The following is a 25,284-nucleotide window of genomic DNA, read 5'->3' as shown; positions in this document are numbered from 1 at the left end:
GTATGTAGTATCAACAAACGGACCTGCAGACAACTTTGTGCTTACAGTAAAGTATACTCAAGATCCTAATGCCGTTACAGAGTTATCGGCAGCGTCTTTGGAAGGTGGAGATCTTTATGTAACAAGTGGCGGAAGCAGCATTACATATGACAACTATCTTACAAACGGAGGAACATTCCCAAGATTGATAAGAAAGAATATCAATCCTGTTACACTTAAGTATGATCTTGACATAAAGAGAAGCGACTTACCTACACCTGTTCCTAATGCAGGATATTTATTTGACAAATGGACATATAAAGGTCAGGAAGTAAGCTTTAATTCAAACGGTGAGGCAACTTTAACACAGATAACACCGGGAACTACAAATATAATCTCTCTTATAGCCAGCTTTAAGAAAGATCAAAANAACAATACAGGTTCAGCATACAACATGACAATAGAGGCACCTGAACTCACAAGTTACCTGGCACATCCAAGTATAGAGGTAGATGATGCGGCAAGCTGGTCATCATCATATACAACCCCTATATCAAGTTTATATGCCACATGGAGTGCTGCAAGTCCTAAGTATGTAGTATCAACAAACGGACCTGCAGACAACTTTGTGCTTACAGTAAAGTATACTCAAGATCCTAATGCCGTTACAGAGTTATCGGCAGCATCTTTGGAAGGTGGAGATCTTTATGTAACAAGTGGCGGAAGCAGCATTACATATGATAACTATCTTACAAACGGAGGAACATTCCCAAGATTGATAAGAAAGAATATCAATCCTGCTACACTTAAGTATGATCTTGATATAAAGAGAAGCGACTTACCTACACCTGTTCCGAATGCAGGATATTTATTTGACAAATGGACATATAAAGGTCAGGAAGTAAACTTTAATTCAAACGGTGAGGCAACTTTAACACAGATAACACCGGGAACTACAAATATAATCTCTCTTATAGCCAGCTTTAAGAAAGATCAAAATGCATGGTATAAATACACTCTCCATGAGGGAGACAGCCATATAGGACTGTTAAACGGAAGTGTAGCGGAGATACCTAGAAAAGATGCTTCAGGTGTGGATAGAGTTAATATTCCATGGAGTGAGATTCAGGATTATACAGATGAGGCTCATAACGGTATAAGCGTGGAAAGCGGATATACACCGAAGTGGTATGAAGGTACTGTGGATCCGTCAACAGGAAGATTGAACCTCACACCTATAGATACGGCAACTGTAGATCTTTCAACACTTGCAGGAAAAGATTTATATGTTTATGGAGAGAGTACAACACCGGTAGCAGCATATGTACCGAATGTTACAGGAAGCTTAAATTCTACAACAGGAGCTCCTACAATAACTATAGATCCTGCAACACCTGCACCGATGGATTTAAGACTTACGTATGTTATAACGGATCCTTCAGGAAATGTTGTAGCAACAATATCAGGCGCAGATGTAATGAGAGAGGGAGGTTTAGTTACAGATCCTGCAATACAGGCAGGAAATACTTATCATGTAAGTACAGTTCCTACAACAGATGCGGGAGGTATAGTAGTAGGAGCACCGATACCTTCAAGTATAACAACTGTAGCAGGACCTTCAGCACCGGCTACAATACCTGTAGCTGTTACACCTACAGTATCACAGGATCCTTCAAATGCAGGGCAGGCGATGATAACAATAAATCCTACATCACCAAATACCGACTATGCATTGGTAGATCCGTCAGGAAATGTAGTGCACCCGTTTACAACACCAAGTGCACCGGGAGCACCTATAACATTTAATAACTTAAATCCGAATACAATATACAGAGTTGTACCACGAACAACAGGAACAAATGTGACACCTGCAGCACGTATAGCAGACGGAGCAGCATTACCTGTTGATACATCAAACATCGGATTGGCTGTAAACAGATTTAATATAACAGCTATTGCAAACAATGCACCTGCAATAAGTAACTTCAAGATAAACGGAGTTGCATCAACAGATCCTGCAGTTTTACAGGGACTTTTAAAAGATACACAGGTAGAGATAGAGGCAAGCGGTCTTGATAATAACAGTCAATTATTTGATCATTGGAATATCGTTAGTGGTGGACCTCTGCCAAATATGAATGCGGCAACAAACCAGCGTTTGACATTTGATATGCCGAACAATCCTGTAACAATACAGGCAGTATATTCAACACCGGGACAGACATGGGCTCCTGTACAGTATAATAACGGAGTAAGTCCGAGCAGAAATGTGGGAATTATACAGCCGGTTATCACAGACTCAGGAAATTTCCGAATAGTAATTGATAAGACACCGGTAGGAAGTACTTTGAGAACTCAGATGGCGGATGCTATAGGAGATGACTCATATAGAGGAGAATTCCAGGTAAGTGCAAGAGTACAAAAGGAAAATCCTTTAACAAGCACATGGGAAGATTATGCTTTACCAAGTGGAACAAAGTTATCAGGAGTAGTTGAGACAGGAGTATTGATGCAGGATAGAGAATATAAGTTCTATTCAGCAACACCGTCAAATGCAACAGCAACAGCTCCTACCTTTAATGAGGAACATGGAGATTATGAGAATGCAGGAAGTGCATATACAGGAGAGTTCAACTTTGAATTTGAGAGTGGAATGAACTATGTATTCGGATATGTTTTACCGGCAAGTACATTTAAGGTAAAAGTAATAGACGGAAGAGATAATCACCTTGTAACAAGACTTACAATAGCAAGTAATAAGGTAGTAAATGATTATGCATCACTTTATGCAAGCGCAATACAGTCAGACTATGTAGACAATGACGGTATTACATGGCATTACGAGGGATTAAGTAAGGACAGAGGAATGTATGATCCTTATGACCCTACTCTTCGTGTGACAGCTGATGAGACAATCTATGTTTACTATTCAAATGATAAGGCTGAGCGTAGAAAAGCGGAGTCTGATTTAAAGACGGCTATAAAGAATGCAAACAATCAGTTAAACAGAATCAATGACCCTGTAAAGAGAGCAGCACTTCAGGCGGCTATCAATGCGGCACAGGCTGTAATTGACAGAATGAACAGAAAGTCATCTACACCTGAGCTTATAGCAGCTATTAAGGCACTTAATGATGCAGTGGTTGATGCAGGCGGAAGAGTACCAAACGGTGGCGGCGGTCGAGGAGGCCGTGGCGGTTCAGGCGGCGGCTCAGGAAATGCAAGCAGAAGATCAAGCGGATATACAGCAGGTCTTAGAGTTGGCTACGACGGTAACTGGGAGCTTACAAATCCTGTAGAAGCTACAGCAAATCCTGACAGCAGCAAGTGGGTATTCAACCTTACAAATGGCACAAGAGCTAAGGGTTGGGCATACTTAAGCTATACTTACGAAGGAAAGACAAAGTCTGAGTGGTATCACTTCGCTGAGGACGGAATCATGAATTCAGGATGGTTCTTAGACGGAAGTACATGGTATTATCTGTCAATGAATCACAACGGATTCTTTGGTGAGATGATTAAGGGATGGCATCATGACGGCCAGGACGGAAGATGGTATTACCTTGATTCTTCAAGCGGTGCTATGCATACAAACTGGAGCAAGATAGGAGGAGAGTACTACTTCTTGAATCCTACAGCACCTGCACAGACATGGTTCTTTGATAATGCAACAGGTAGATGGAATTTTGGTAATGTGAACTCAAGACCGCTTGGTTCAATGTACCAGAATGAAACTACACCTGACGGTTATCATGTAAATGAAAGCGGAGCTTGGAGATAATCTATAGTTTATAAAACTTGTAGATATTTCAATCCGAAAATAATAAAGGGGAGTCACACGAAAGTGTGGCTCCCCTATTTACATATATAGGAATAACATGTAATATAGTAGTATATAGACTGTGTAGATTGTGTTAGAATACGATATGGAAATATAGTATTTTTATACAAAATATTAAATTTTGGGAGGGCTTATCATATGAGTAAATTTGAACTTAAAGATTTTGAACAAAAAATGAATGAATTGCTTGATTTTGACGGTATTGTGCTTGCTGTATGGGGTATGAAGCCGAATTACAATAAAGAAAAGTTTGCTGTAAGCTTTGATATCGGTATAGATCTGATATTAGATTTATTATCATTTACAGAGTATGATTTTGAAGAGAAAACTTATGAACCGAATGTAAGCGATATATTTATAATAAATACATTCTATGAATGCCTGATGAATTTTTCCAATATGACAGTAGAATATGTAGGTGAAAATGAAATAAATATATATGTACCTGTGGGAGATGCATATGCAGAACTTGAGATAAGGGATATAGAGTATCTTACTGTGACTGTTACAAGTTATAAAAAAGTGGCATTTTGTAAAGGTGACAAGCCGATCAAGGTAGGAATATATGATTTTGATGCAATGAGGTATGAAAAATTCCCTGAAAATTTTGTTAAGGGAGATTCTAAATTTTATTGTTTCGGATAGAAACAAAATAGAATAAAAAGGTGGTAAAAAGGCTTTTTTAAGCCTTTTTTGCCACGCTGTCTCTAATAATTAAATTTCCGGTAATTAAAGTTTTGACCGGTTTATTTTTTTTGTCTTTTTTTATTTTTAAAAGTTGTTCCACAGCAAGTTCTCCTATTTGCCTTCTTTGTACATGAACTGTAGTAAGAGCAGGTGAAGAAACTGCAGAGTAAGGTATATCATCAAAACCTATTATAGATAAGTCTTTTGGTATTTTTACACCCTTTTCTTTTAAAGCCTTTATAGCACCAAGAGCAAGAGTATCATTGTCCGCAAAGAAACAGTCGGGAAGTGTGCTTAGATCACCTAGTTGTTGTAGCATATCATTATAAGCTCCAATCATAGTGGGGGAGATCATATAGGTATGCTCTTTTACATAGTTCATTTCCAGTCTTTCCACACTCTCAATGAATCCCTTTTTCCTTAGTTGAAAATTTTCAGAATATATATTTCCGCCGATATATCCTATACTCTTATGTCCGCATTGCTTAAGATAGTCTATAGCAATATAAACATTCTCCTCATTATTCATACATACACTGTTACAGGTAGTATACGGGCATACATTGTCTACGACTACATAGGGAATGGATATTGAATCAAATAAAGGATATAGCTCCGGAGTAAGCTCCGTACCTATCAGTATAATGCCTTCATATTGGCTAAGATCGGTTTCGGATAAGAACTTTTCAAAGCTCTCCTTATGTACTCTTAAAACCATATTTAAATTTTCTTTTTGAAGTCTGCTTTCTATGGCATCCAGTATTCCGGCTATAAAGCCCTGATTTTCTTCAACAAAAACACCGCTTCTGTAATATTTCAGAACCAGTACATTTTTATTTTCTGTAATTCTTTTTCTTTGTTGAGGGTAATAATTATATTCCTTCATCGCCGCCAACACTTTTTCTCTTGTTTCCTCACTGACGCCTTTTTTTTCATTTATTACTATGGAAATAGTGGCAGGAGAAACATTTATCAGTTTTGATAACTCTCTAATGGTCATAGTATTCTCCAAAGAAATATTGTTCACTAAACAATAATTGTTTTCAGTAATCATAATACTATTTCAAAAATATATTGTCAAATAATTATAAGTACAATATTTTACTTTAAATGTGTAGGGTATTAAACAACAAGGTTGCCTTTGGTGATTATATACTATAAAAAATATTATTTTTGTTTATAAAAATATGTTAAACAGTTTGAGTTTAAGTTTATTAAACGATAAATAAAACATATAAATATCGCCTGTACTATATGCATAAAAATAGAATAATAATTTATGCAATAAATAGAAATAGTCAGACTGTATTGACATTTAAACATAATACCTGACTTCCGTCGTTTCTCTCAAAACCTAGTACTCTAGGTATCCAAGAGCATGCAGTTTTGAAAGAAATTGTCGACTTCAGCTTTAGTTAAATAGAGGGCATCAAGGTTACTAAAACCAACCAGTTTTTTAACCTTTTCGTTAACGGACTGGTCTCTTGATATATTGATATATGTATTATCACCTTTATTTACCACCCTAAAATCACGCATAAAGTTAATCAAGTCATAAGAGTTTATTTTATTCTTGAAGCACTTGATTTCTAATACTCTTAAAAGAAACAAGCTAAGGTAGCATATCAAAAAATGCCCGTAGATTGTTTCTTTTTTCTGTAAATAAACAGGCCTGGCATCCAGGTATGATTTTGTAAGTCTAAAAGATTCTTCGATTTTCCATAGGCTATGGTATGTCTTATATACCTGTAATGGCTCCATGTCTATCTCAGATGTCACTAAAAGGTTATATCCTGCATATTTAAGATCTTCATCAATCTTAGATTTATTTAAGTCTATTATAGGCTTTATTGTCTTGCCTGTGCTATCTTTAGTTATGATGTCTAAATATTTAGCACAATCTCCAAGTTCATCTTTAGCGATATTTTTGTATGTAGAAAACTTTGAAGCTTTATCGACCATTTTCATTATTTCAAGCCTTTGTTTCTTTGCAAGGTTAGGATTATAAGAGACGATACGCTTTTCTTTTACAGAGAACTTTGTAACACTCTCTTTTCCTGTTTCCGAATCAATCTCTTTAAAGCTGTAGTCAAAGCTGTCAATACATGATTTAAGACGAAAAGATATATTACCTCTTTCATCAGTGTAATTAGAAAAGACATTTGTATCATTCTCAAGTAGAACCCATTTCTTTTCCTTTTCGCTTAGATTCTTACCATGTATTGATTTTGAAAATATATAGCCGTCATTAGCTTCTTTAACTGCAGCATAAATATTTCTTGCACAATTAAGTCCTTTATCAGCCACCTGAATAGTCTTGCCTGATATGTTGTGTCGTTGCTTCATTTCTTCAATAACTTTTCTAATATATGGCTTTTCCGATTCATTTCCGGGATACATTTGCATGGAGACAGGTACGAGATCGGCATCTAAAAGTAAAGCTTGCCCTATTATCGGGGAGTGCCTATTCTCTTTTGAAGGTCCCTTTTGCTTGTCATCACTAGGGATATCAATTTCAAAGTAATAATTAGTGCAATCAAAAAATACACTGCTAAGATCCCTTTTAAAATACTTTTCATAAGAGTGATTAAATAAATCAATATACTTTTTATAAGACTCTCCTATGAAAGAACACCCGTCATATACCTGGTCTTCAGAGATTGTAGAGCTGCCATAAAGGTATGGAAAGACATGAGAGGCTGTCTTTGACTTAGAGCATGGAGATATAACCCTTGCATAAATAAGTTGTGTAATTAAGTCAAATACAGAGAACTGAAAACGCATTTGAGAAGCAAGTATATCAATAGTTTCTTTAACATCAAGCTCATCAATTAATGAGTAAAGTAAGAAGTGCCCTATATTAAGTTCAACAGGGGTGGAAAATGCACGAGGACGGGATTCTTCAGAAAGAATCTTTGTTCTATTCTCATTTTGCTCTTTTACATAGTCACTGTAAAATTTAACAGGATCAGGAATCTCACCTGAAATCAAATCCTCAACATAACCAAAAGATTTTACATTTTTTGTTCTTGGTTGCTTTTTATCCTTATCCCAAAATGATTCATACATCTGAAGATAAGTACCTTTTTTCTTCTTTTCTTTTCTCAAAAAATAAGCCATAAACACCTCTAAAAGTAAAGTACTATGAAGTACTATGATTATAACATACTCAAAAAAATTTTTCAACTTTTTTTAAATATTTTTTATGGCAGAAAAGCCTTTAAAATAAGGGACTTAAAAGAATTGTGTAAAATCAAATAGTTTATCAGGAATTTAAAACGTCGGAACTTTCATAGTACTTCGACGGAAGACGGGTATGCATAAAAATAGAATAATAATTTATGCAATAAATAGAAATAGTCAGACTGTATTGACATTTAAACATAATAATATTATTGTTTATATAAACGATAGTTCTTGATTTGTTAAATATTTAGTAAACAAGGAGGATGATATGAGAAAGGTCAAGAAATTAGTTAGTGCATTATTAATCGGTGCAATGGTTAGTGCTCCACTAATCGGATGTGGTGGAGGAGCTACAAAGAGTGCGGATACTACTACTGCAACTGTAGCGGACTCTAAGGCTGAGGAGAGCAAGACAACTGACACAAGCAATCCTGTAGCAGGAAAGAAGGTAGCATATATTATGATTATGCCTTCAGCTACTATTTTCCAGATGTGGAAGGATTCATGTAAGAAGCTTTGTGATGAGCTTGGAGTACAGTTTGATTTCTTCTTCTGTGACGGTGACTTCAATAAGTGGCAGGACACTATAAGAACATGTGCATCTGCAGGCTATGACGGACTTATTGTAAGTCATGGAAACCAGGACGGTTCATATGTATTCTTAAAGGGTATCTTGGATGAGTACAAGGATTTAAAGATCGTTACATTTGATACACAGTTCTATGCAGACGGTGAGTACAAGAAGCTTGACGGTGTTACTCAGATGTTCCAACAGGATAAATCTTTGGTAACAGTTCTTTTGGATGAGATGATAGCTAAGTATGGTGAGGGCGTAAGACTTGTAAAGGTATGGAGAGGTCCTAACTACAACAGTCCGTTTGACAGAAGAGAAGAAGGCTGGCAGGAATATGAAAAGGCAGGAAAGATTGTAACTGTAGGTGAGGTACAACCGTTACAGGATTCCGTAGACTCTGCAAACACTGTAACGGCGGCTTATCTTCAGAGCTTAAAGAGAGAAGATGTTGACGGTGTTATTGCATACTATGATATGTACGGACAGGGTGTATATAATGCACTTATCGAAAATGACAATATGAACGGTAAGAACGGTGATGCACTTCCTATGGCATCGGTAGATATTGATCCTGTTGATATTACAAATATGCAGACAAGACCTGATATATGGACAGCGGCAGGAACAACAGACTGGACATTAAACGGTGAGATTGCTATGAGACTTCTCTTACTTGAGATGGCAGGAGAGTATGATAAGATCTATGATCCGGCAACAGGAGAAATGGGAGTTGATGTTGTAGAGGTTCCGGGTACAGCTATTAAGGCAACAGACTTAAAGACAGATTCAAATGTAGAGAATCTTGGAAATGTAGCAGGAGAAACTTACGGCAACCTTAACTATCTCTCAGAAGCGGATTGGATGCCAAAGAATCTTTTACACAAATAATAGGGATGTAAATATAAGTCTAACAAAGATTAGCGGCTTATAGAATTAATGAATGAGGTGAGTTTATCAGATACATTTACTTTTATTTTTAAAAGTCATTGAAATTTTGATGACTCACCTGTTTTAGATTGGATGATTATGGACAGAATAAAGTTAAGCACAAAAAATGTGTCGATAGAATTCCCGGGAGTAAAGGCCTTAGAGGATATAAACTTTGAGGTAAGTACGGGAGAGATAAGGGCTGTTGTAGGAGCAAATGGTGCCGGAAAGTCCACACTTATGAAGGTATTATCAGGTGCCAACCCTACATATACCGGAGAAGTATTATTAAATGATAAAGATGTGGAGCTTAGAACTCCTGTAGATGCAAAAAAATGCGGTGTTCAGATAGTGTATCAGGAAGTAGATACAGCACTGTTTCCAAACCTTACCGTAGCTGAGAATATTATTCAGGGTGATTTGGTAATGGATAAGGGAAATGCCATCTTAAACTGGGGAGAGGTTTATAAAGAGGGTAGAAAAGCTCTTGACAGACTTCATATCAGTAAGGAAAGAATAAATGAAAAGGATCTGGTTTCAAAGCTTTCACTTGCAGATAAGCAGATGGTACTTATAGCAAAGGCAATCAGAAGAAGGTGTAATTTCCTGATACTTGATGAGCCGACGGCTCCACTTAGTAATCAGGAGACAAAAGAGCTTTTTGAAGTTGTGGAGCATTTACACAAAACGGAGAATATAGCAATACTGTTTATTTCACATAGATTGAACGAGATACTTGAGATATGTGAAAGTTATACAGTAATGAGAAACGGAAAGTTGATCGGTACATATCCTATAGTCGAGTCAACTACTACAAAGGAAATAGTGGAGCTTATGCTTGGAAGAACCTTTGAGGAAGCATATAAAAGAGAAGAAATTTCTATAGGTGACACTATTTTTAAAACAGAGAATTTGAGTGAAATCAACGGAAGAATAAACGATATAAACTTACATGTAAGAAAAGGTGAAATACTTGGTATAGCAGGGCTTGTCGGAGCGGGTAAGTCTGAACTTTGTAAAACTCTTTTCGGTGCATATAAGAGTACCGGAAAAATTATATTAAACGGTAAAGAACTGAATCTAAAAAATCCTGCACATGCAGTTAAAAATAAAATAGCACTGGTACCTGAGGAGAGAAGAAAAGAGGGTGTACTTGTAGAAGAAAGTGTAAGCTTTAATTTATCTGCGGCATCCTTGGAAAAGTTTTGTAAATTGTCTTTTATAGACAAGAAAAAGGTAACCGACAATGCAAAGAGTTATATACAGAGCCTTAATGTATCAACACCAAGTCCAAGACAGCTTGTAAAGAAACTTTCAGGCGGAAACCAACAAAAGGTTGCTGTAGGAAAATGGTTGGCTGCAGATTGTGAGCTTTATATATTTGATGAACCTACAAAGGGAGTTGATGTAGGTGCAAAGCAGGATATTTTTGATCTTATCCATGAGATAGCAAAAAAAGGAAATGCGGTTATATATGCAACTTGTGAGAACCAAGAGCTTTTGGCCCTCACAGACAGGATTTATGTAATGTACAATGGCGGTATAAGTGCAGAACTTATTACAAAAAATACAAATGAAGATGAAATAATGTTTTACAGCGTAGGTGGTAAGCAAAGTCAAGAGGAGGTAGTTTGATGGAACGCAAAAAATTAATAAAATTTGGTATAGATTGGGCTGCTATCCTGGCACTTGCTCTATGTTTCATAGCATTTACAGCAATTAAAGGCAGTGCATTCATGTCACAGAGTAATATGGTGAATATTCTCAGAGCAATGGCGATAACCACGGTATTCGGTATTGCGGCTACAATTACCATGGCACCTGACGGATTTGATATGTCGGCCGGAACTTTGGGAAGCTGTTCAGCTTATGCATTTGTATCATCATACCTTTGGTTTGGTCAGTCACTGTTTATGTCAGTAGTAATAACTATAGTAACAACTTTGATTTTATATCAGCTTACCATGTTTCTTATTCTGGTATGTAAGATACCGGATATGCTTGCAACTTGTGCTTTGATGTTTGTTCATCAGGGACTTGGACAGTGGTATATAGGAGGTGGTGCAGTATCCACAGGTATGAGAACACCATGGAATGCAGAACCTCTTAGAATAGCTCTTTCAGATTCTTTCTCTGCAATAGGAAGAGCGCCTTGGATCATTATCATTATGCTTGGATGTGTATTGGCCGCATATATTTTCCTTGGTTTTACAAAGTTTGGCAGATACCTTTATGCAATGGGTGGAAATAAGGAAGCCGCAAAGCTTTCAGGTATTGATATTAAGAAATACAGATATGTAGCAGGTATGATAACTGCTGTATTTATAGCTATAGGCGGTATTTTAGTTTCATCAAGAGGAAGTTCTGCACAGGTTATGTGTTGTGACAACTATTTGATGCCTTCACTTGCAGCAGTTTTCGTTGGAAGAACTGTAGGAGGTGCTGAAAAACCTAATGCACTTGGAACAATGATAGGCTCAATGCTTGTATCTACACTTGAAAATGGACTTACTATCTGTGCAGTACCTTTCTTTGTATTGCCGGCGGTAAAGGGCGCAGTACTTGCTTTGGCACTTATAGCGGCATATGCATATAAGAGAGAATAATATATAAAAGGGAGTCATTATGAGTAGATTTGACACATATTTTCAGATGGAAGAAAAAGATATAGTTGAGTATACCTTATTAAAAGCTACATCTATAGACTGGGATAAGGACAGCATGAAGGTAATTATACCAAAGGAGCATGGTAATCTTAACTATGTTTATAGAGTAACGGATGATAAGGGACATTCAATTTATATAAAGCAGGCAGGTACCGAAACAAGAATCTCAAAGGACATGAAGCCTTCAAGAGACAGAAACAGGCTGGAATCGGAGATTTTGATGTTGCAGGAAAGATTTGCAAGCGGGATGGTGCCATATATTTATTTTTATGACACTGTTATGTGTGCCTGCGGTATGGAGGATTGTTCAGACTTTTCGGTAATGAGACAAGCAATGCTTGAGCATAAAATATATCCTCATTTTGCAGAAAAGATAACGGATTTTTTGATAGAAACATTATTAAAAAGCAGTGATGTGGTAATAGACCATAAAGAGAAGAAGGTAATCGGAGGAAAGCTCGTTTCACCTGATCTTTGTGATATTACTGAAAAGCTGGTTTTTATGGAGCCATACAATGATCTAAATCATAGAAATAATGTTTTTCTTCCTAATGCAGACTTTGTAAAGAAGGAGCTTTATGAGGATAAAGCATTACATTTTGAAGTTGCAAAGCTTAAATTCAATTTCATGACAAATGCACAGGCATTGATTCATGGAGATTTGCATACAGGTTCTATTTTTATAAAAGAAGACGGTTTAAAAGTTTTTGATCCGGAGTTTGGTATACTTGGACCTTGTGGATATGATATCGGAAATGTTATAGCAAATCTTATTTTTGCCTATGACAACGGAATTGCTTACGGAAAGAAAGAATTCACTGACTGGATTCTTAAATCAGTGGAAGAGGTCATAGATTTATTCATAGAGAAGTATAATAAATTCTATGATGAGTGGGTAAGTGAGCCGATGGCAATGGTAGAAGGCTTTAAAGAATATTATTTAGACGGTATTCTTAGAGACACGGCAGGATTTACCGGAACAGAGCTTCACAGAAGAACTGTAGGAATGGCAAATGTTACCGATGTAACTACAATAGAAGATGAGAAAAAGAGACTTGTGGCTGAAAGAATAAATATTTTGGCAGGTAAGGAGTTTATACTGAAAGCGGACAGCTTTAAATGTGGTAAAGATTATGTAGACACTATACTAAAGTGCAAAGCTTTGGCAGAGGAGTTATAAATGGGTATTGAAGAATTTTTTGACAATATAATCTCAGTGAAATTGACAGAAGGTGGAGAACTGAATATTATTGACCAAACCCTTCTGCCCGGAGAGATAAAGAGAATAAACTTAAATACAAAGGAAGAAATCTGGGAAGCTATAAAGAAGCTTAGAGTACGTGGTGCTCCTGCAATAGGAGTATGTGCGGCATATGGTATTGCAAAGACGGCTTCACAGATAGAGGCAGGAAACTATGCTGATTTTGAAAAAGAGTTTTTAGAATTAAAAGAGTATTTTGCCTCTTCCAGACCTACAGCAGTAAATCTTTTTTGGGCACTTAACAGAATGGAAGATGCCCTGAAAGCAAATAAAGAAAAAAGCATTGATGAGATAAAGGACGCTTTATTTAAAGAAGCCGAGGATATCAGAAATGAGGATGTTGAAATAAGCCGTGGAATAGGGGCTTTAGGATTTAAACTTTTGAAAAAGCTTAAAAGAAACGGAAAAGAGATCGGTATAATGACTCACTGTAATGCCGGAACACTCGCTACAGCAAAGTACGGTACGGCGACAGCGCCGATGTATATGGCACTTGAAAACGGATTTAGCGGTGATGATATGCATGTCTACTGTGATGAGACCAGACCTCTCTTGCAGGGTGCAAGACTTACAGCATTTGAGCTTAGTAATGCCGGAATAAAGACAACATTGCAATGTGACAATATGGCATCTATTTTAATGAAATCGGGTAAGATAGATATTATATTTGTAGGTTGTGACAGAGTGGCAAGAAACGGTGATGCGGCAAACAAGATCGGAACATCCGGACTTGCCATTATAGCAAAGCATTACGGCATTCCGTTCTATGTATGTGCACCAACATCAACTATTGATATGAAGGCTGAAAGTGACAAGGACATACCTATAGAGATAAGAGATGGGGAAGAGATTACAGAGATGTGGTATAAAGAGAGGATGGCACCTGAGAATATAGGTGTATATAATCCTGCATTTGATGTTACAGATCATTCCCTTATAACAGGTATTATTACCGAAAAGGGTATTTGTAAATATCCTTTTGATAAGGCATTTAAGGAATTGGGACTTTAGGACAGATAGGAGAAAATATGAAGAAGATAATCAATGTTCCTGAGAATTATACAGATGATATGTTAAAAGGCATTTACAGTGCACATAAGCAGGTTAAGTATGTAGCAGATGACCTCAGATGCTATTGTATAGCAGATAAAAAACCCGGTAAGGTGGCAATAGTTACAGGTGGAGGTACAGGGCATTTACCTCTATTCCTCGGATATGTAGGTGAAAACTTGCTTGACGGTTGCGGTGTGGGAAGTGTTTTCCAGTCACCTTCGGCAGAGCAGATATATGAGATATCAAAGGAAGTGGAAGCCGGAAGCGGAATACTCTATCTATATGGAAATTATACCGGAGATATTATGAACTTTGATATGGCGGCTGAAATGCTTGAGATGGATGATATCAAGACAAGAAGTATTGTAGGTGCCGATGATGTGTTGTCAAACAAGCTTCCTGAAACCAGAAGAGGTGTTGCAGGCATATTCTTTATGTATAAGTATGCAGGTGCGGCTGCAGCCGAGATGGGAAGCCTTGATGAAGTGTATGAGGCTGCAAATACAGCAAAGCAGAATACCAGAACTGTAGGATTTGCATTGACACCATGCGTTATTCCTGAACTTGGACATGCCAATTTCTCTTTGGCAGAGAATGAAATGGCCTTCGGTATGGGAATTCACGGTGAACCGGGAGTTTGGAACGGTGATATAAAGACTGCAAAAGAGCTTGCAGATGAAGCAGTGGGAGAAATCCTTGATGATATAGAAATAGGAAACGGTGATGAAGTCGCAGTACTTATAAACGGACTTGGTGCAAGCAGCATAGAAGAGCTTTATATACTCTCAGGAGAAGTGAGCGAGATATTGTCATCAAAGGGTATCAAGATCTATAAAACATTTGTAGGTGAGTATGCAACAAGTATGGAGATGGCAGGTGCATCTATATCTATTTGTAAGTTAAACAGTGACAAGGAAAAGGCTTGGCTTGATATGGAAGTAAAGACTCCATTTATCAGATTATAGGAGTTGTTATGACAGAGATTAGAATAGAGGATTTTCCGGAATTATTTGAGTCTATAGCTAAGGTGTTTGTCGAGAAAAAAGATGAATTATGTGCAATGGATGCAAATATGGGCGACGGTGATCTTGGGCTTACTATGAGTAAGGGCTACAGTGCAATGCCTGATCTTATAAGAGAAAATACAGTAGAAAATAATGTGGGAAAGACATTGTTTAAGGCAGGAATGAAGATGGCTTCAGTGGTACCGTCTACTATGGGTACATTGATGGCAAGCGGTATAATGGAAGCCGGCAAGTCATTAAATGAAAAGGATAAAATAGACGCCAAAGATTTAGCATTGTATTTTGAAAGCTTTGCAGCAGGAATCAAGAAAAGAGGAAAATGTGAGGCGGGAGATAGAACAATCTATGACGCACTTGTGGTAGCAGGCGAAAGAGCAAAAGAAGCAGAAAATGGAAGTTTGTTTGATGTAGCAAGTGCAGCACTAAAGGGTGCCGAGGAAGGCGTGGAAGCTACAAAAGATATGCTTCCTAAGTTTGGCAAGGCTGCGGTATTTTCTGCTAAAGCCAAGGGTATTGCAGACCAGGGTGCTGTAGCAGGCTATCTGATGGTAAAAGGAGTATGTTTATTTTTAGAAAGTAAGAGTTGACAATGAAGGTACTTAATTTTGGTTCACTAAATCTGGATTATGTATATGATGTAGACCATTTTGTGAGAGAAGGTGAGACAATTTCTTCTACAGATATGAATATATTTTGTGGAGGAAAGGGGCTTAACCAGTCTATAGCATTGGCAAAGGCAGGAGTTAAAGTATACCATGCCGGAGCAGTCGGAAGTGCAGACGGAGCTATGCTGTTGAAGGCACTCTCAGATGTAGGAGCCGATATATCTTACATAAAAAGGTACGATATGTCATCGGGACATGCTATTATACAAAAAAACAGATCAGGTAATAATTGCATACTTTTATATGGAGGTGCAAATCAAAATATAGGTGTTGACTTTATCAAAGAGGTATTAAAAGATTTTGATAAAGGAGATATACTTTTACTTCAAAATGAGGTGAGTAATCTTTCATTTATTATAGATGAGGGATATAAAAGGGGAATGAGCATTGTATTAAACCCATCACCTATAAATGAAAAAATATTTGAATGTGATTTGGAAAAGGTGGAATATCTTATACTGAATGAGATAGAGGCGGCGGATATACTTGGAGCTTCAGACACAGGTGAAGATGAGCTGATAGAGAAGTTGACAAAAAGGTTCCCGGGAATGAAGATAGTGTTGACTTTGGGAGAGAAGGGCTCTGTATATGTGGATAAGACTCAGAAGATAAGGCAGGAAATATACAAGGCTGATGTTGTTGACACTACGGCAGCAGGTGATACTTTCACAGGTTATTTCATAGCCGGCATAGTTGCAGGAACAGATGTATCGGAAACACTCAAACAAGCCGCGAAGGCTGCAAGTATAACAGTCAGTAGAAAAGGTGCCTCACCAAGTATTCCGTTTGCAAAAGAGGTTTGCGAAAGATAATATATTTCATCGTTGTTTATGAGCAACGTATTCATGATTCAGATATGGCTTAAAATTTATATAGTGGGTACAGTATAAACCGGTGATAGAATCGTTAAGAAATATGATTTTATCACCGGTTTATCAGTTCCAATATTTTATATAAATTTATTCAGTACATTTACAGGAAATAATATATTAAAACATTACTGCAATATATTATATTCCCTTAACAACTTATATCTGTAATCTTTGTCGGTGTTGGCTTTGCGAAGTTTATCAATATTGCCTTCGTTTAACAGCAGTTCATTAAGCTTACTGACCATATCGGCACCTTCCTGTCTGCCCTTCTCCAGACCTTCTTCCAGACCTTTTTCCAATCCTTTTTCAATCCCTCTATTTTCAATAATATCAAGAACTTCACACATATATTTTGCCTCCTTTTCATTAGCTTCATTTATCGAATCTTCAAATCTTTTATCCCCTGTCATAACGGACATAAGGGTAAGCAATTCATTTATATGCTTTATTGTATAATCTTTTGGATTATATGAGTTGTTTGTCCGCAATTGATGTAAATAATCCACCAGAATCCTGAAATCACTTTTAAATAATGCTGTCTTTTCCTCATCCAGATATGCTATCTCAAAAAGATTGATTCTATAATCATTGACAAAAGGTTTTAATCTGTCATCAACTTTAACTATATCGATTATATTAATCGGATAGTTCCATCTTTTTTTATATCCTAAATATAATACCAAGGTAATCACGGGGTATTTAGTTTTATATCGGTATCGCTTTTTAGTTTGTCGTCCATACTCGGTACCGTCATAGCTGATTACTCTTAAAGGCATCAACTTATCAGGTACGGTTTGATTTTCAAAACCGAACAAAGCAATATTTATAAGGCTGTGTTGCCAATACTTGGCAACATCTCTATCCTGAGAATGAACTCTACCGTCAATCTTTAGCATGCCGGTTGTAGGTGTATCAAGTAGAGAATTTTCATCCACTACATTCTCACCATTAAATAAAAGTACATTTACTATGTCTGAAAAGACATCATTGAATTGTTCCAACATCTTTTGTGATATATCTTTCTCTTGCATATCTCGCTCCTTTATTATATCAAAGAAATATTTTTGAATCCACGTTACGGTGAAACTTAAGAATATAAGTATAGAAATTTTAGAAAAAAGCCATGTGGGATTATTGTTAAATCCGTTTATATGTTTATTATACCAATTACAAATTTTATTACAATACTGTGATTGAAGACTAATATTATTTTGATATACTAAAAGTAAGTAGTATAATATAAATTATTTTATTACAGCAGGCTAATCCCTGCTTTTTTTGATGAACATTTATATTCTTGCAATATATTTTCGATAATATTTATATTAATATATGTTATAATATGGACATGATTCTATGTAGAAGGAGGATGATATGGCAAAGTATTTTCCGCTGTTTATTGATATAAGTAAAAAGACATTTCTGGTGGTAGGGGCCGGAAATATAGCTGCAAGAAGAATTCTGAAACTTAAGGAGTTCGGTTGCAAAATAATAGTCGTAGCAAAGTCTATAGCAGTGACTATAATGGATTTGCAGGATGACAGGTTGATTTTAAAGGAAAGAGCTTATGACAGTTCGGATGTTGTAGGTGTTGACTATGTTATAGCCGCTACCAATGACAAGGAGCTGAATGAAAAGATAGTGTGGGATTGTAAAAAAGCCGGTGTTATAGTAAATGATGCCTCGAATTATAAAAATTGTGATTTCTATTTTCCGGGGATTGTTACAGAGGAAGAGATGGTGATAGGAGTAACATCATCCGGAAGTAACCATAAGTTGGCAAGAAGGGTAGCAAGCGCAATCAGATATAACATAAAAGATATAGTTGAGGAATGTAGGAGAGAGCAGGAAGAAAATCCGAAGCAGGAAGATTTTGACTGAAACAGGGAGGACATATGTTTAGGACCAGAAGACTGAGAGCAAATGCAGGTATAAGAAATATGGTCAGAGAAACGAGGATAAGCAAGGACGCCCTTATTTATCCTATGTTTTTTGAAGATGGAGAAAATATATTTGAAGAAATAGAGTCCATGCCGGGACAGTATAGAATGAGCATAGACAGATGTGACAGTGTAATAGAAGAACTTTTAGATGCAGGAGTCAGTGCTGTAATGCTCTTTGGTATACCAAAGCATAAAGATGAAGTAGGCAGTGAAGCATACCATGACCACGGTATTGTTCAGGAGGCAATCAGATATATAAAGAAAAAATATCCGGGGATTTATGTAATAGGTGATGTATGTATGTGCGAGTATACTTCACACGGGCATTGCGGAATATTAAACGGAAGTGATGTAGATAATGACACAACAATAAAGTATCTTGCAAAGATTGCTCTTTCACAGGTAGAAGCCGGAGCCGATATGGTGGCTCCTTCAGATATGATGGATGGCAGAGTTGAAGAGATAAGAGCAATTTTAGATGATAAAGGATATAAAAACATTCCTATAATGGCATACTCAGCAAAGTATGCTTCTGCGTTTTACGGTCCGTTCAGAGCGGCGGCAGATTCCGCACCTGCTTTCGGTGACAGGAAGAGCTATCAGATGGATGTGCACAATTCCAGAGAAGCATTAAAGGAAGTGGAAGAGGATATTTTAGAAGGTGCCGATATTGTAATGGTAAAACCGGCTATGAGCTTTTTGGATATAGTGACAAAAGTCAAGGAGATTACGAATGTTCCGGTAGCCGCATATTCAGTCAGTGGAGAATACGCAATGGTAAAGTCCGCTGCCAATAACGGTTTTATAGATGAAGAAAAGATAATGTGTGAGATGGCGGTATCGGCATTCAGAGCTGGAGCAGATATTTATATTACATATTATGCGAAGGAATTGGCAAAATGCATAGATAAGGGGATAATAGGATGAAAAAGGGAGTTATAGTTGCAAGTTTTGGAACAACACATGAGGACACCAGAAAAAAGACAATAGATGTGATAGAAAATGATATAAGAGAAGCCTTTAATGACAGTATCTTTATCAGAGCTTGGACAAGCGATATTATCAGGTCGAAATTAAAACGTCGTGAGAATTTACATATCAACAATATAAAAGAAGCCTTGGATGAGGCTGTACAAGAAGGCGTGGAAGAATTATTGGTGATAAGTACTCATATTATAAACGGTGTGGAACATAATAAAGTCAAGGATGCAGTATTAAGCTATAAGGACAGATTTAAGAAAATAAAAATAGGGGCTGCACTTTTGGAAAATGATGATGACTTCAATTGCATCATAAAGGAACTGGATGAGATCTACAATAAAGAAGCTGACAGTGCATATCTTTTGATGGGGCATGGTTCGGACCATGAAGCAAATGAGATATATGAACAGCTTAGGAACAGATTTGTAGATACGGGAAGAGATGATATACATATAGCCTGTGTAGAGGGGTATCCTTATATTGAAGATATTCTACCGGAGCTTTCTGAATATAAGTATGTTCATCTGTCACCTTTTATGATAGTGGCAGGCGATCATGCAAAGAATGATATGGCAGGTGATGATGAAAGCTTCAAAACGATTCTTGAAGAAAGAGGGAAAAATGTGAGTTTTGAACTTAAAGGACTTGGAGAATATGATTTTGTAAGAAATCTTATACTTAAGCATGCAAATGAGGCGGTATATGTTTCATAAAGATACAATAAGAATAGGTACAAGAAAAAGTGCTTTGGCACTGGCACAGAGCAAATTGGTGGGGGATGCTATAATAAATAGCTTCCCCCATATAAAAATAGAGTATGTTCCTATGAATACTGTAGGTGATAAAAGGCTTGATATTTCATTACAGGAAATAGGGGGAAAAGGTTTATTTACAAAGGAGCTGGAAGAAGCACTGATAAATGGAGATATAGATCTGGCGGTGCATTCAGCCAAGGATCTTCCCTTAGAGTTTGATAACAGATTAAAGCTTATGCCGGTTTTAAAAAGAGCGGCAGTCAATGATATTCTTGTAGTTAAAAAAGGTTTAAATACAGATATAAGAAACTTACCAAAGGGATTTAGAATAGGTACAAGCTCAAAAAGAAGATCCGAACAGCTAAGAATTTTAAATAAGGATATTGAAATATTTCCAATCAGAGGAAATGTGATCACCAGAATAGGAAAGATATTTTCGGGTGAAGTGGATGGAGTTATTTTGGCAAAAGCCGGTATTGACAGGCTTTTATCCGATAATAAATATGCCGGAGAATATAAGGATATTTTGTATAAGATAAGTCTTTTTGATATCAAGGAATGTGATATATTGCCGGCACCTGCACAAGGAATACTATGTGCAGAATATGCAAATAATGATATGGTAAAGATACTTGAAAAAATACAGGATAAAGAATGTGAGTCTTTATTTGTTGCAGAGAGAAGGTATTTAAGTGTATTGCAGGCTGACTGTCATACAAGTGCAGGTATTTTTATATCCGTCGCTTCAGAAAAATATAGCATAAAAGCTTACTTTGACGGTAAATATATGGAAGCCGATAATATAGAAAAGATATTAGAAAAATTGCTGATTGCCATAGAGGAATTGGCAGGCAAATTAAAGAGGGAAAATGTTTGATAAAGAAAAAAAATGTGTATCACTGGTAGGTGTTGGACCCGGAGATGAAAAATTGCTTACAGTAAGGGCATGTGAATGTATCGAAACTGCAGATGTTATAGTCTATGACAATCTGGTAAATCCCACCATATTAAACAGGGTGAAGATGAGCGCAAAGCTTATATATGCAGGTAAGATATCGGGAAATCATTATCTTACACAGGATAAAATAAATGAGACTATTGCAGAACACGCACTTACAGGTGAATATGTAGTCAGACTAAAGGGGGGTGACCCCTATATTTTTGGTAGAGGCGGTGAAGAGGCCGAGTATCTTTTAGAAAGAAATATTGATTTTGAAATAGTGCATGGAGTCAGCTCGTTTTATGCAGGTCTTGGATATGCCGGAATACCTGTTACATTCAGGGGAGAAGCGGCAGAATTTCATGTATTCACCGGCCATAAAAAGCAGGGAGAAGAACTTGATTTAAATTTTAAAAATATAGCAAGGCTTGAGGGCAGCCTGGTATTTTTGATGGGAATATCAAACTTAAGTTTGATAGTACAAGGTTTGTTGTCAAACGGAATGAATTCGGATATCGGAGCTGCTGTAATTGAGAACGGAACCAGATATAACCAAAGAGTATTCAGAGGTAAACTCTCAAATATAGAAGAGATTTCAAAAAGAGAAAATATTATTTCTCCGGCACTTATAGTAGTGGGAGATGTATGTAAAAAAAATCTTACCTTTTTCCAAAAACATACATTACCGCTTTCAGGTAAAAATATACTCTTGACTGCGACCAAGGGTTTGGTGGAAAAGATGTCACCTGAGTTTAAAAATCTCGGAGCAAATACTTGTGAGATGAGCGTGATTGCTACAAAAGAGATAGAAATTGATAAAAATACTTTTGTTTCACAGCTTGAACTTGCCACACATATTTTATTTACCAGCTCAAACGGTGTGGATATATTTTTTGAAAAGATAAAAAGCTACGATATCGATATCAGAAGCCTATGCAATAAAAAGATTTGTGTAATAGGTAGCGGAAGCTCTGAGGCGCTTAAAAAATACGGAATAAATGCAGATTTTGTTCCAAGTAAGTTTGACTCCAAAAGCTTTTTGGCAGAAATTTTGCCAAAGCTTGATAAAAACAGCAGAGTGCTTATGCTAAGAGCAAAGCTTGGAAATGACAATCTACCAAGAGGCCTAAGAGAAGCAGGTATAGAATTCAGTGATATTCCTGTCTATGACACAATTATTGACTACAGAAGAAGTTTCGAGCTCAATAAGGAAATAAAGAAATTTGATTATGTGGTCGTGGCAAGTGCAAGTGCCGCCAAGGCTTTGTGTGAAATGATAGAGGATAAAACCGCTCTTTTAAAAAGAGTGGTATCGATAGGGCCTGTAACAACAAAGGCTCTTAGAGAATTTGGTATAGAGGAATTGATTACAGCAAAACAATATGATGTAAAGGGGATAGTAGATGCAATCAAGGGATTATAAAAAATCGGAAAAATATTTTGATATATCAAAAAAATATATTCCGGGCGGTGTAAATTCACCGGTTCGTGCGGCAAGGGCGGTACACAGAGATCCGGTATTTATAAAATCAGCTTTAGGATCAAAAATATTTGATGTGGATGGCAATGAATATATAGATTATGTATGCTCATGGGGACCTGCAATACTAGGGAGCGCTCATCCATATGTACTTGAAAAGGTGAAAAAAGCATTAAAAAAAGGCCTCAGCTTCGGCGCTCCTACAAAGAAGGAGTATATATTGGCTGAAATGATAAATGAAGCAATGCCTGTTATGGAGCAGGTAAGACTGGTAAATTCAGGCACTGAGGCTACAATGAGTGCCATAAGACTTGCAAGAGGATATACAAATAGGGACCTTATTTTAAAATTCACAGGTTGTTATCATGGACATTCTGACGGACTTTTGGTAAAAGCAGGAAGCGGTGTGCTTACAGAGGCAATTTCTTCAAGCGGTGGAGTACCTAATGACTATGCAAAAAATACCGTTGTTGCGGAGTTTAATGATAAAGAAAGCGTCAAAGCATTATTTGATAAATATAATGATAAGATTGCGGCGGTTATTGTGGAGCCTGTAGCGGCAAATATGGGTGTTATCCCTCCAAAGGACGGATTCCTTGAATTTCTTAGAGAAATCACAAAAAAGAATAACGCTCTTTTGATATTTGATGAAGTTATTACAGGATTTAGACTGGCAAAGGGAGGAGCCTGTGAATACTTCGGAATAAAGCCGGATTTGATTACTGTAGGCAAGATAGTAGGTGGAGGTATGCCACTTGCGGCTTATGGTGGAAAGAAAGAAATAATGGCTCATATCAGTCCCATTGGAGATGTATATCAGGCGGGTACTCTGAGTGGAAATCCGATAGCAACAACAGCGGGTATTGCAACTCTTGAAGTATTGTTTCAAAATCCTGAGATTTATGCAAATATAGATGAAAATGCTAAGCTTTTGGCTGAAGGCATAGAAAAGATAATGAACAAGGATGAGAAAAAAATACATATAAACAGAGTGGGTTCTTTGTTGTCGGTGTTTTTTACATCAAAGAATGTAGAATGCTATGAGGATGTATTAAGCTGTGATCTTGATAAATATGCAAGCTATTACAGCTTTTTAAGAGAGAACGGTATTTATGTGGCGCCAAGTCAATTTGAGGCGGCATTTATATCTAATGCACATACAGCTCACGATATAAATATTACTTTGGATGTAATAGCAGAGTTTGGGGGAAAAGGATGATTTTACTCCTAAGCTTAAGCTTTAGAAATACACCTCAAAAGATAAGGGAATATTTCGCCTTCGGTAATGAGGATAAGGAAAGACTCTTAAAATCCTTATGTAGTGAAGAACTGATAGATGAAGCTGCAGTACTTATCACATGTAACAGAACCGAAATATATGTAAGTGCGGGAAATGACAGGAGTACAAGCAGTATAATAAACATTATTTTGGAAAAATGTGAAGAGATAATAGGTATAAATATTGAAAACCTCAGAGATTATTTGCTTTTCTACACCGGAAAGAGTGCAGTCTCCCATCTTTATAAGGTCAGTGCAGGTCTGGATTCAATGCTTATAGGTGAAGACCAGATACTTGGGCAGGTAAAGGATGCTATTGAGTTTGCAAGAGAGTGCGATACTGCACATTTATATCTTAATACATTGTTTAGAGATGCCGTTACGGAAGCTAAGAAGATAAAAACAGAAACTTTAATTTCAAAATCAGGAGTATCTACAGCTACATTGGCACTGAAAGCGGCAAAGGATGTACTTAATTCGTTTTCAGGAAAAAATATACTTGTGATAGGTGCATCCGGAAAAATCGGAGATATCGTATTAAAAAATGCACTAAGCTATGACTTTGTACAAATATATGTCACAAGAAGAAGACATAATATAGATATGTCTCCAAATGTAATGGAGAGGGTAAGCATTATAGAATATAATGACAGATATGATTATATAAAGAATGCGGATGTTATAGTTTCGGCTACAAGCGGACCGCATTTCACGCTGACTAAGGAGCATATTCAGGAGAATATTTTACCCGGAAGTAAAAAAGTATTTATTGATCTGGCTGTTCCATGTGATATTGATGAAAGAGTAAGCAAACTTGACAATATATATTATTACAATATGGATGATATGAAAAAGTTTGCAGATGAAAATAATGAAAAGAAGAAAATGAGCATTGAAAAGGCTTCCTTGATGGTAGAAGAAGGGGTGGAGAAGTTTTTGAAATGGGCATTGTTTCAGGAAAATCTAAAGGTATTTTCAGATGCTACAGAAAATCTTGAAAAAGAGATGGCTAGAATTGGAGAAAAAAAGACTCTGGAACATCTGTTTTACAAGATAAGGGACAATGGAAGTTTGGAAGCATTGCAGTCTATCATTGATATTCTTTCAATATGATATAGCAGATTGTATAATTGTTTAATAGCTGAACTATAATTTTCTATATTGAACAAAT

The 25,284-nt window shown here is 36.7% G+C and carries 20 protein-coding genes; 17 read left to right on the top strand and 3 right to left on the bottom strand.

Annotation, left to right across the window (positions count from 1 at the left end):
• Positions 1–409: 409 nt before the first annotated feature.
• On the top strand, positions 410–3,760 hold a 3,351-nt coding region (locus EHV10_RS14120; RefSeq protein WP_243116154.1), incomplete at its 5' end, for an InlB B-repeat-containing protein.
• A 198-nt stretch (positions 3,761–3,958) separates the two neighbouring features.
• Complete coding sequence (locus tag EHV10_RS14115; RefSeq protein ID WP_128675203.1) at positions 3,959–4,465, top strand: hypothetical protein; 507 nt, start codon at positions 3,959–3,961, stop codon at positions 4,463–4,465.
• A gap of 37 nt (positions 4,466–4,502) precedes the next feature.
• Here EHV10_RS14115 and EHV10_RS14110 read toward each other — a convergent pair whose 3' ends face one another.
• Positions 4,503–5,507, bottom strand: a complete 1,005-nt coding sequence (locus EHV10_RS14110) for a LacI family DNA-binding transcriptional regulator (RefSeq protein WP_128675202.1) — start codon at positions 5,505–5,507, stop codon at positions 4,503–4,505.
• A 362-nt stretch (positions 5,508–5,869) separates the two neighbouring features.
• Positions 5,870–7,627, bottom strand: coding sequence for an IS1634 family transposase (locus tag EHV10_RS14105; RefSeq protein WP_128673155.1), 1,758 nt, complete (start codon positions 7,625–7,627; stop codon positions 5,870–5,872).
• A 334-nt stretch (positions 7,628–7,961) separates the two neighbouring features.
• Here EHV10_RS14105 and EHV10_RS14100 point away from each other — a divergent pair, with 334 nt between their 5' ends.
• From EHV10_RS14100 to EHV10_RS14065, 8 genes are all read left to right on the top strand, one after another.
• Complete coding sequence (locus EHV10_RS14100; protein ID WP_128675201.1) at positions 7,962–9,155, top strand: substrate-binding domain-containing protein; 1,194 nt, start codon at positions 7,962–7,964, stop codon at positions 9,153–9,155.
• 138 nt (positions 9,156–9,293) lie between these two features.
• Positions 9,294–10,829, top strand: a complete 1,536-nt coding sequence (locus EHV10_RS14095; protein WP_128675200.1) for a sugar ABC transporter ATP-binding protein — start codon at positions 9,294–9,296, stop codon at positions 10,827–10,829.
• Entirely contained in the window at positions 10,829–11,800 is a 972-nt protein-coding gene (locus tag EHV10_RS14090) for an ABC transporter permease (protein ID WP_128675199.1), read from the top strand. The genes EHV10_RS14095 and EHV10_RS14090 overlap by 1 nt, the downstream gene beginning before the upstream one ends.
• A 19-nt stretch (positions 11,801–11,819) precedes the next feature.
• Complete coding sequence (gene mtnK / locus EHV10_RS14085) at positions 11,820–13,040, top strand: S-methyl-5-thioribose kinase (protein ID WP_128675198.1); 1,221 nt, start codon at positions 11,820–11,822, stop codon at positions 13,038–13,040.
• Positions 13,041–14,132: an S-methyl-5-thioribose-1-phosphate isomerase gene (gene mtnA / locus EHV10_RS14080; protein ID WP_128675197.1), complete on the top strand. Its 1,092-nt coding sequence runs from the start codon at positions 13,041–13,043 to the stop codon at positions 14,130–14,132.
• Positions 14,133–14,149: 17 nt separating this feature from the next.
• Entirely contained in the window at positions 14,150–15,139 is a 990-nt protein-coding gene (locus tag EHV10_RS14075) for a dihydroxyacetone kinase subunit DhaK (RefSeq protein WP_128675196.1), read from the top strand.
• A gap of 8 nt (positions 15,140–15,147) precedes the next feature.
• Positions 15,148–15,786 (top strand): dihydroxyacetone kinase subunit L, encoded by a 639-nt coding sequence (locus tag EHV10_RS14070; protein WP_128675195.1) that lies wholly within the window; start codon positions 15,148–15,150, stop codon positions 15,784–15,786.
• A 2-nt stretch (positions 15,787–15,788) separates the two neighbouring features.
• Positions 15,789–16,676, top strand: a complete 888-nt coding sequence (locus EHV10_RS14065; protein ID WP_128675194.1) for a ribokinase — start codon at positions 15,789–15,791, stop codon at positions 16,674–16,676.
• 185 nt (positions 16,677–16,861) lie between these two features.
• Here the strand turns inward: EHV10_RS14065 and EHV10_RS14060 are convergent, their stop codons facing one another.
• On the bottom strand, positions 16,862–17,767 hold the full coding sequence (locus tag EHV10_RS14060) for an Rpn family recombination-promoting nuclease/putative transposase (RefSeq protein ID WP_128675193.1): 906 nt from the start codon (positions 17,765–17,767) through the stop codon (positions 16,862–16,864).
• A gap of 343 nt (positions 17,768–18,110) precedes the next feature.
• Here EHV10_RS14060 and EHV10_RS14055 point away from each other — a divergent pair, with 343 nt between their 5' ends.
• The 7 genes from EHV10_RS14055 to hemA are packed head-to-tail and all read left to right on the top strand — an operon-like array spanning position 18,111 to position 25,226.
• On the top strand, positions 18,111–18,617 hold the full coding sequence (locus EHV10_RS14055) for a precorrin-2 dehydrogenase/sirohydrochlorin ferrochelatase family protein (protein WP_128675192.1): 507 nt from the start codon (positions 18,111–18,113) through the stop codon (positions 18,615–18,617).
• A gap of 14 nt (positions 18,618–18,631) precedes the next feature.
• Positions 18,632–19,606, top strand: coding sequence for a porphobilinogen synthase (gene hemB, locus EHV10_RS14050; protein WP_128675191.1), 975 nt, complete (start codon positions 18,632–18,634; stop codon positions 19,604–19,606).
• On the top strand, positions 19,603–20,373 hold the full coding sequence (locus tag EHV10_RS14045; protein WP_128675190.1) for a sirohydrochlorin cobaltochelatase: 771 nt from the start codon (positions 19,603–19,605) through the stop codon (positions 20,371–20,373). Before hemB ends, EHV10_RS14045 begins: the two co-directional genes overlap by 4 nt.
• Positions 20,363–21,292 (top strand): hydroxymethylbilane synthase, encoded by a 930-nt coding sequence (gene hemC / locus EHV10_RS14040; RefSeq protein WP_128675189.1) that lies wholly within the window; start codon positions 20,363–20,365, stop codon positions 21,290–21,292. Before EHV10_RS14045 ends, hemC begins: the two co-directional genes overlap by 11 nt.
• Positions 21,285–22,778 carry a uroporphyrinogen-III C-methyltransferase gene (gene cobA, locus EHV10_RS14035; RefSeq protein ID WP_128675188.1) on the top strand — a complete coding sequence of 498 codons (1,494 nt, stop codon included), beginning with the start codon at positions 21,285–21,287 and terminating at the stop codon, positions 22,776–22,778. The genes hemC and cobA overlap by 8 nt, the downstream gene beginning before the upstream one ends.
• A complete protein-coding gene (hemL, locus tag EHV10_RS14030) occupies positions 22,759–24,054 on the top strand; it encodes a glutamate-1-semialdehyde 2,1-aminomutase (RefSeq protein ID WP_128675187.1) in 1,296 nt (431 codons plus the stop codon). Before cobA ends, hemL begins: the two co-directional genes overlap by 20 nt.
• A complete protein-coding gene (gene hemA, locus EHV10_RS14025; RefSeq protein ID WP_128675186.1) occupies positions 24,051–25,226 on the top strand; it encodes a glutamyl-tRNA reductase in 1,176 nt (391 codons plus the stop codon). The genes hemL and hemA overlap by 4 nt, the downstream gene beginning before the upstream one ends.
• Positions 25,227–25,284 lie beyond the last annotated feature (58 nt).

The sequence above is a fragment of the Lachnoanaerobaculum gingivalis genome (genome assembly GCF_003862475.1).
Classification (GTDB): domain Bacteria; phylum Bacillota; class Clostridia; order Lachnospirales; family Lachnospiraceae; genus Lachnoanaerobaculum; species Lachnoanaerobaculum gingivalis.
The sequence above is the reverse complement of the archived record's forward strand: the minus strand, read 5'-3'. Positions and strand labels throughout refer to the sequence as shown.

Bases quoted from the DNA above. Each gene is read 5' to 3' on its own strand.
- EHV10_RS14115 (WP_128675203.1), top strand. From the start codon at position 3,959: ATGAGTAAATTTGAACTTAAAGATTTTGAACAAAAAATGAATGAATTG.
- EHV10_RS14110 (WP_128675202.1), bottom strand. From the start codon at position 5,507: ATGACCATTAGAGAGTTATCAAAACTGATAAATGTTTCTCCTGCCACT.
- EHV10_RS14105 (WP_128673155.1), bottom strand. From the start codon at position 7,627: ATGGCTTATTTTTTGAGAAAAGAAAAGAAGAAAAAAGGTACTTATCTT.
- EHV10_RS14100 (WP_128675201.1), top strand. From the start codon at position 7,962: ATGAGAAAGGTCAAGAAATTAGTTAGTGCATTATTAATCGGTGCAATG.
- EHV10_RS14095 (WP_128675200.1), top strand. From the start codon at position 9,294: ATGGACAGAATAAAGTTAAGCACAAAAAATGTGTCGATAGAATTCCCG.
- EHV10_RS14090 (WP_128675199.1), top strand. From the start codon at position 10,829: ATGGAACGCAAAAAATTAATAAAATTTGGTATAGATTGGGCTGCTATC.
- mtnK (WP_128675198.1), top strand. From the start codon at position 11,820: ATGAGTAGATTTGACACATATTTTCAGATGGAAGAAAAAGATATAGTT.
- mtnA (WP_128675197.1), top strand. From the start codon at position 13,041: ATGGGTATTGAAGAATTTTTTGACAATATAATCTCAGTGAAATTGACA.
- EHV10_RS14075 (WP_128675196.1), top strand. From the start codon at position 14,150: ATGAAGAAGATAATCAATGTTCCTGAGAATTATACAGATGATATGTTA.
- EHV10_RS14070 (WP_128675195.1), top strand. From the start codon at position 15,148: ATGACAGAGATTAGAATAGAGGATTTTCCGGAATTATTTGAGTCTATA.
- EHV10_RS14065 (WP_128675194.1), top strand. From the start codon at position 15,789: ATGAAGGTACTTAATTTTGGTTCACTAAATCTGGATTATGTATATGAT.
- EHV10_RS14060 (WP_128675193.1), bottom strand. From the start codon at position 17,767: ATGCAAGAGAAAGATATATCACAAAAGATGTTGGAACAATTCAATGAT.
- EHV10_RS14055 (WP_128675192.1), top strand. From the start codon at position 18,111: ATGGCAAAGTATTTTCCGCTGTTTATTGATATAAGTAAAAAGACATTT.
- hemB (WP_128675191.1), top strand. From the start codon at position 18,632: ATGTTTAGGACCAGAAGACTGAGAGCAAATGCAGGTATAAGAAATATG.
- EHV10_RS14045 (WP_128675190.1), top strand. From the start codon at position 19,603: ATGAAAAAGGGAGTTATAGTTGCAAGTTTTGGAACAACACATGAGGAC.
- hemC (WP_128675189.1), top strand. From the start codon at position 20,363: ATGTTTCATAAAGATACAATAAGAATAGGTACAAGAAAAAGTGCTTTG.
- cobA (WP_128675188.1), top strand. From the start codon at position 21,285: ATGTTTGATAAAGAAAAAAAATGTGTATCACTGGTAGGTGTTGGACCC.
- hemL (WP_128675187.1), top strand. From the start codon at position 22,759: ATGCAATCAAGGGATTATAAAAAATCGGAAAAATATTTTGATATATCA.
- hemA (WP_128675186.1), top strand. From the start codon at position 24,051: ATGATTTTACTCCTAAGCTTAAGCTTTAGAAATACACCTCAAAAGATA.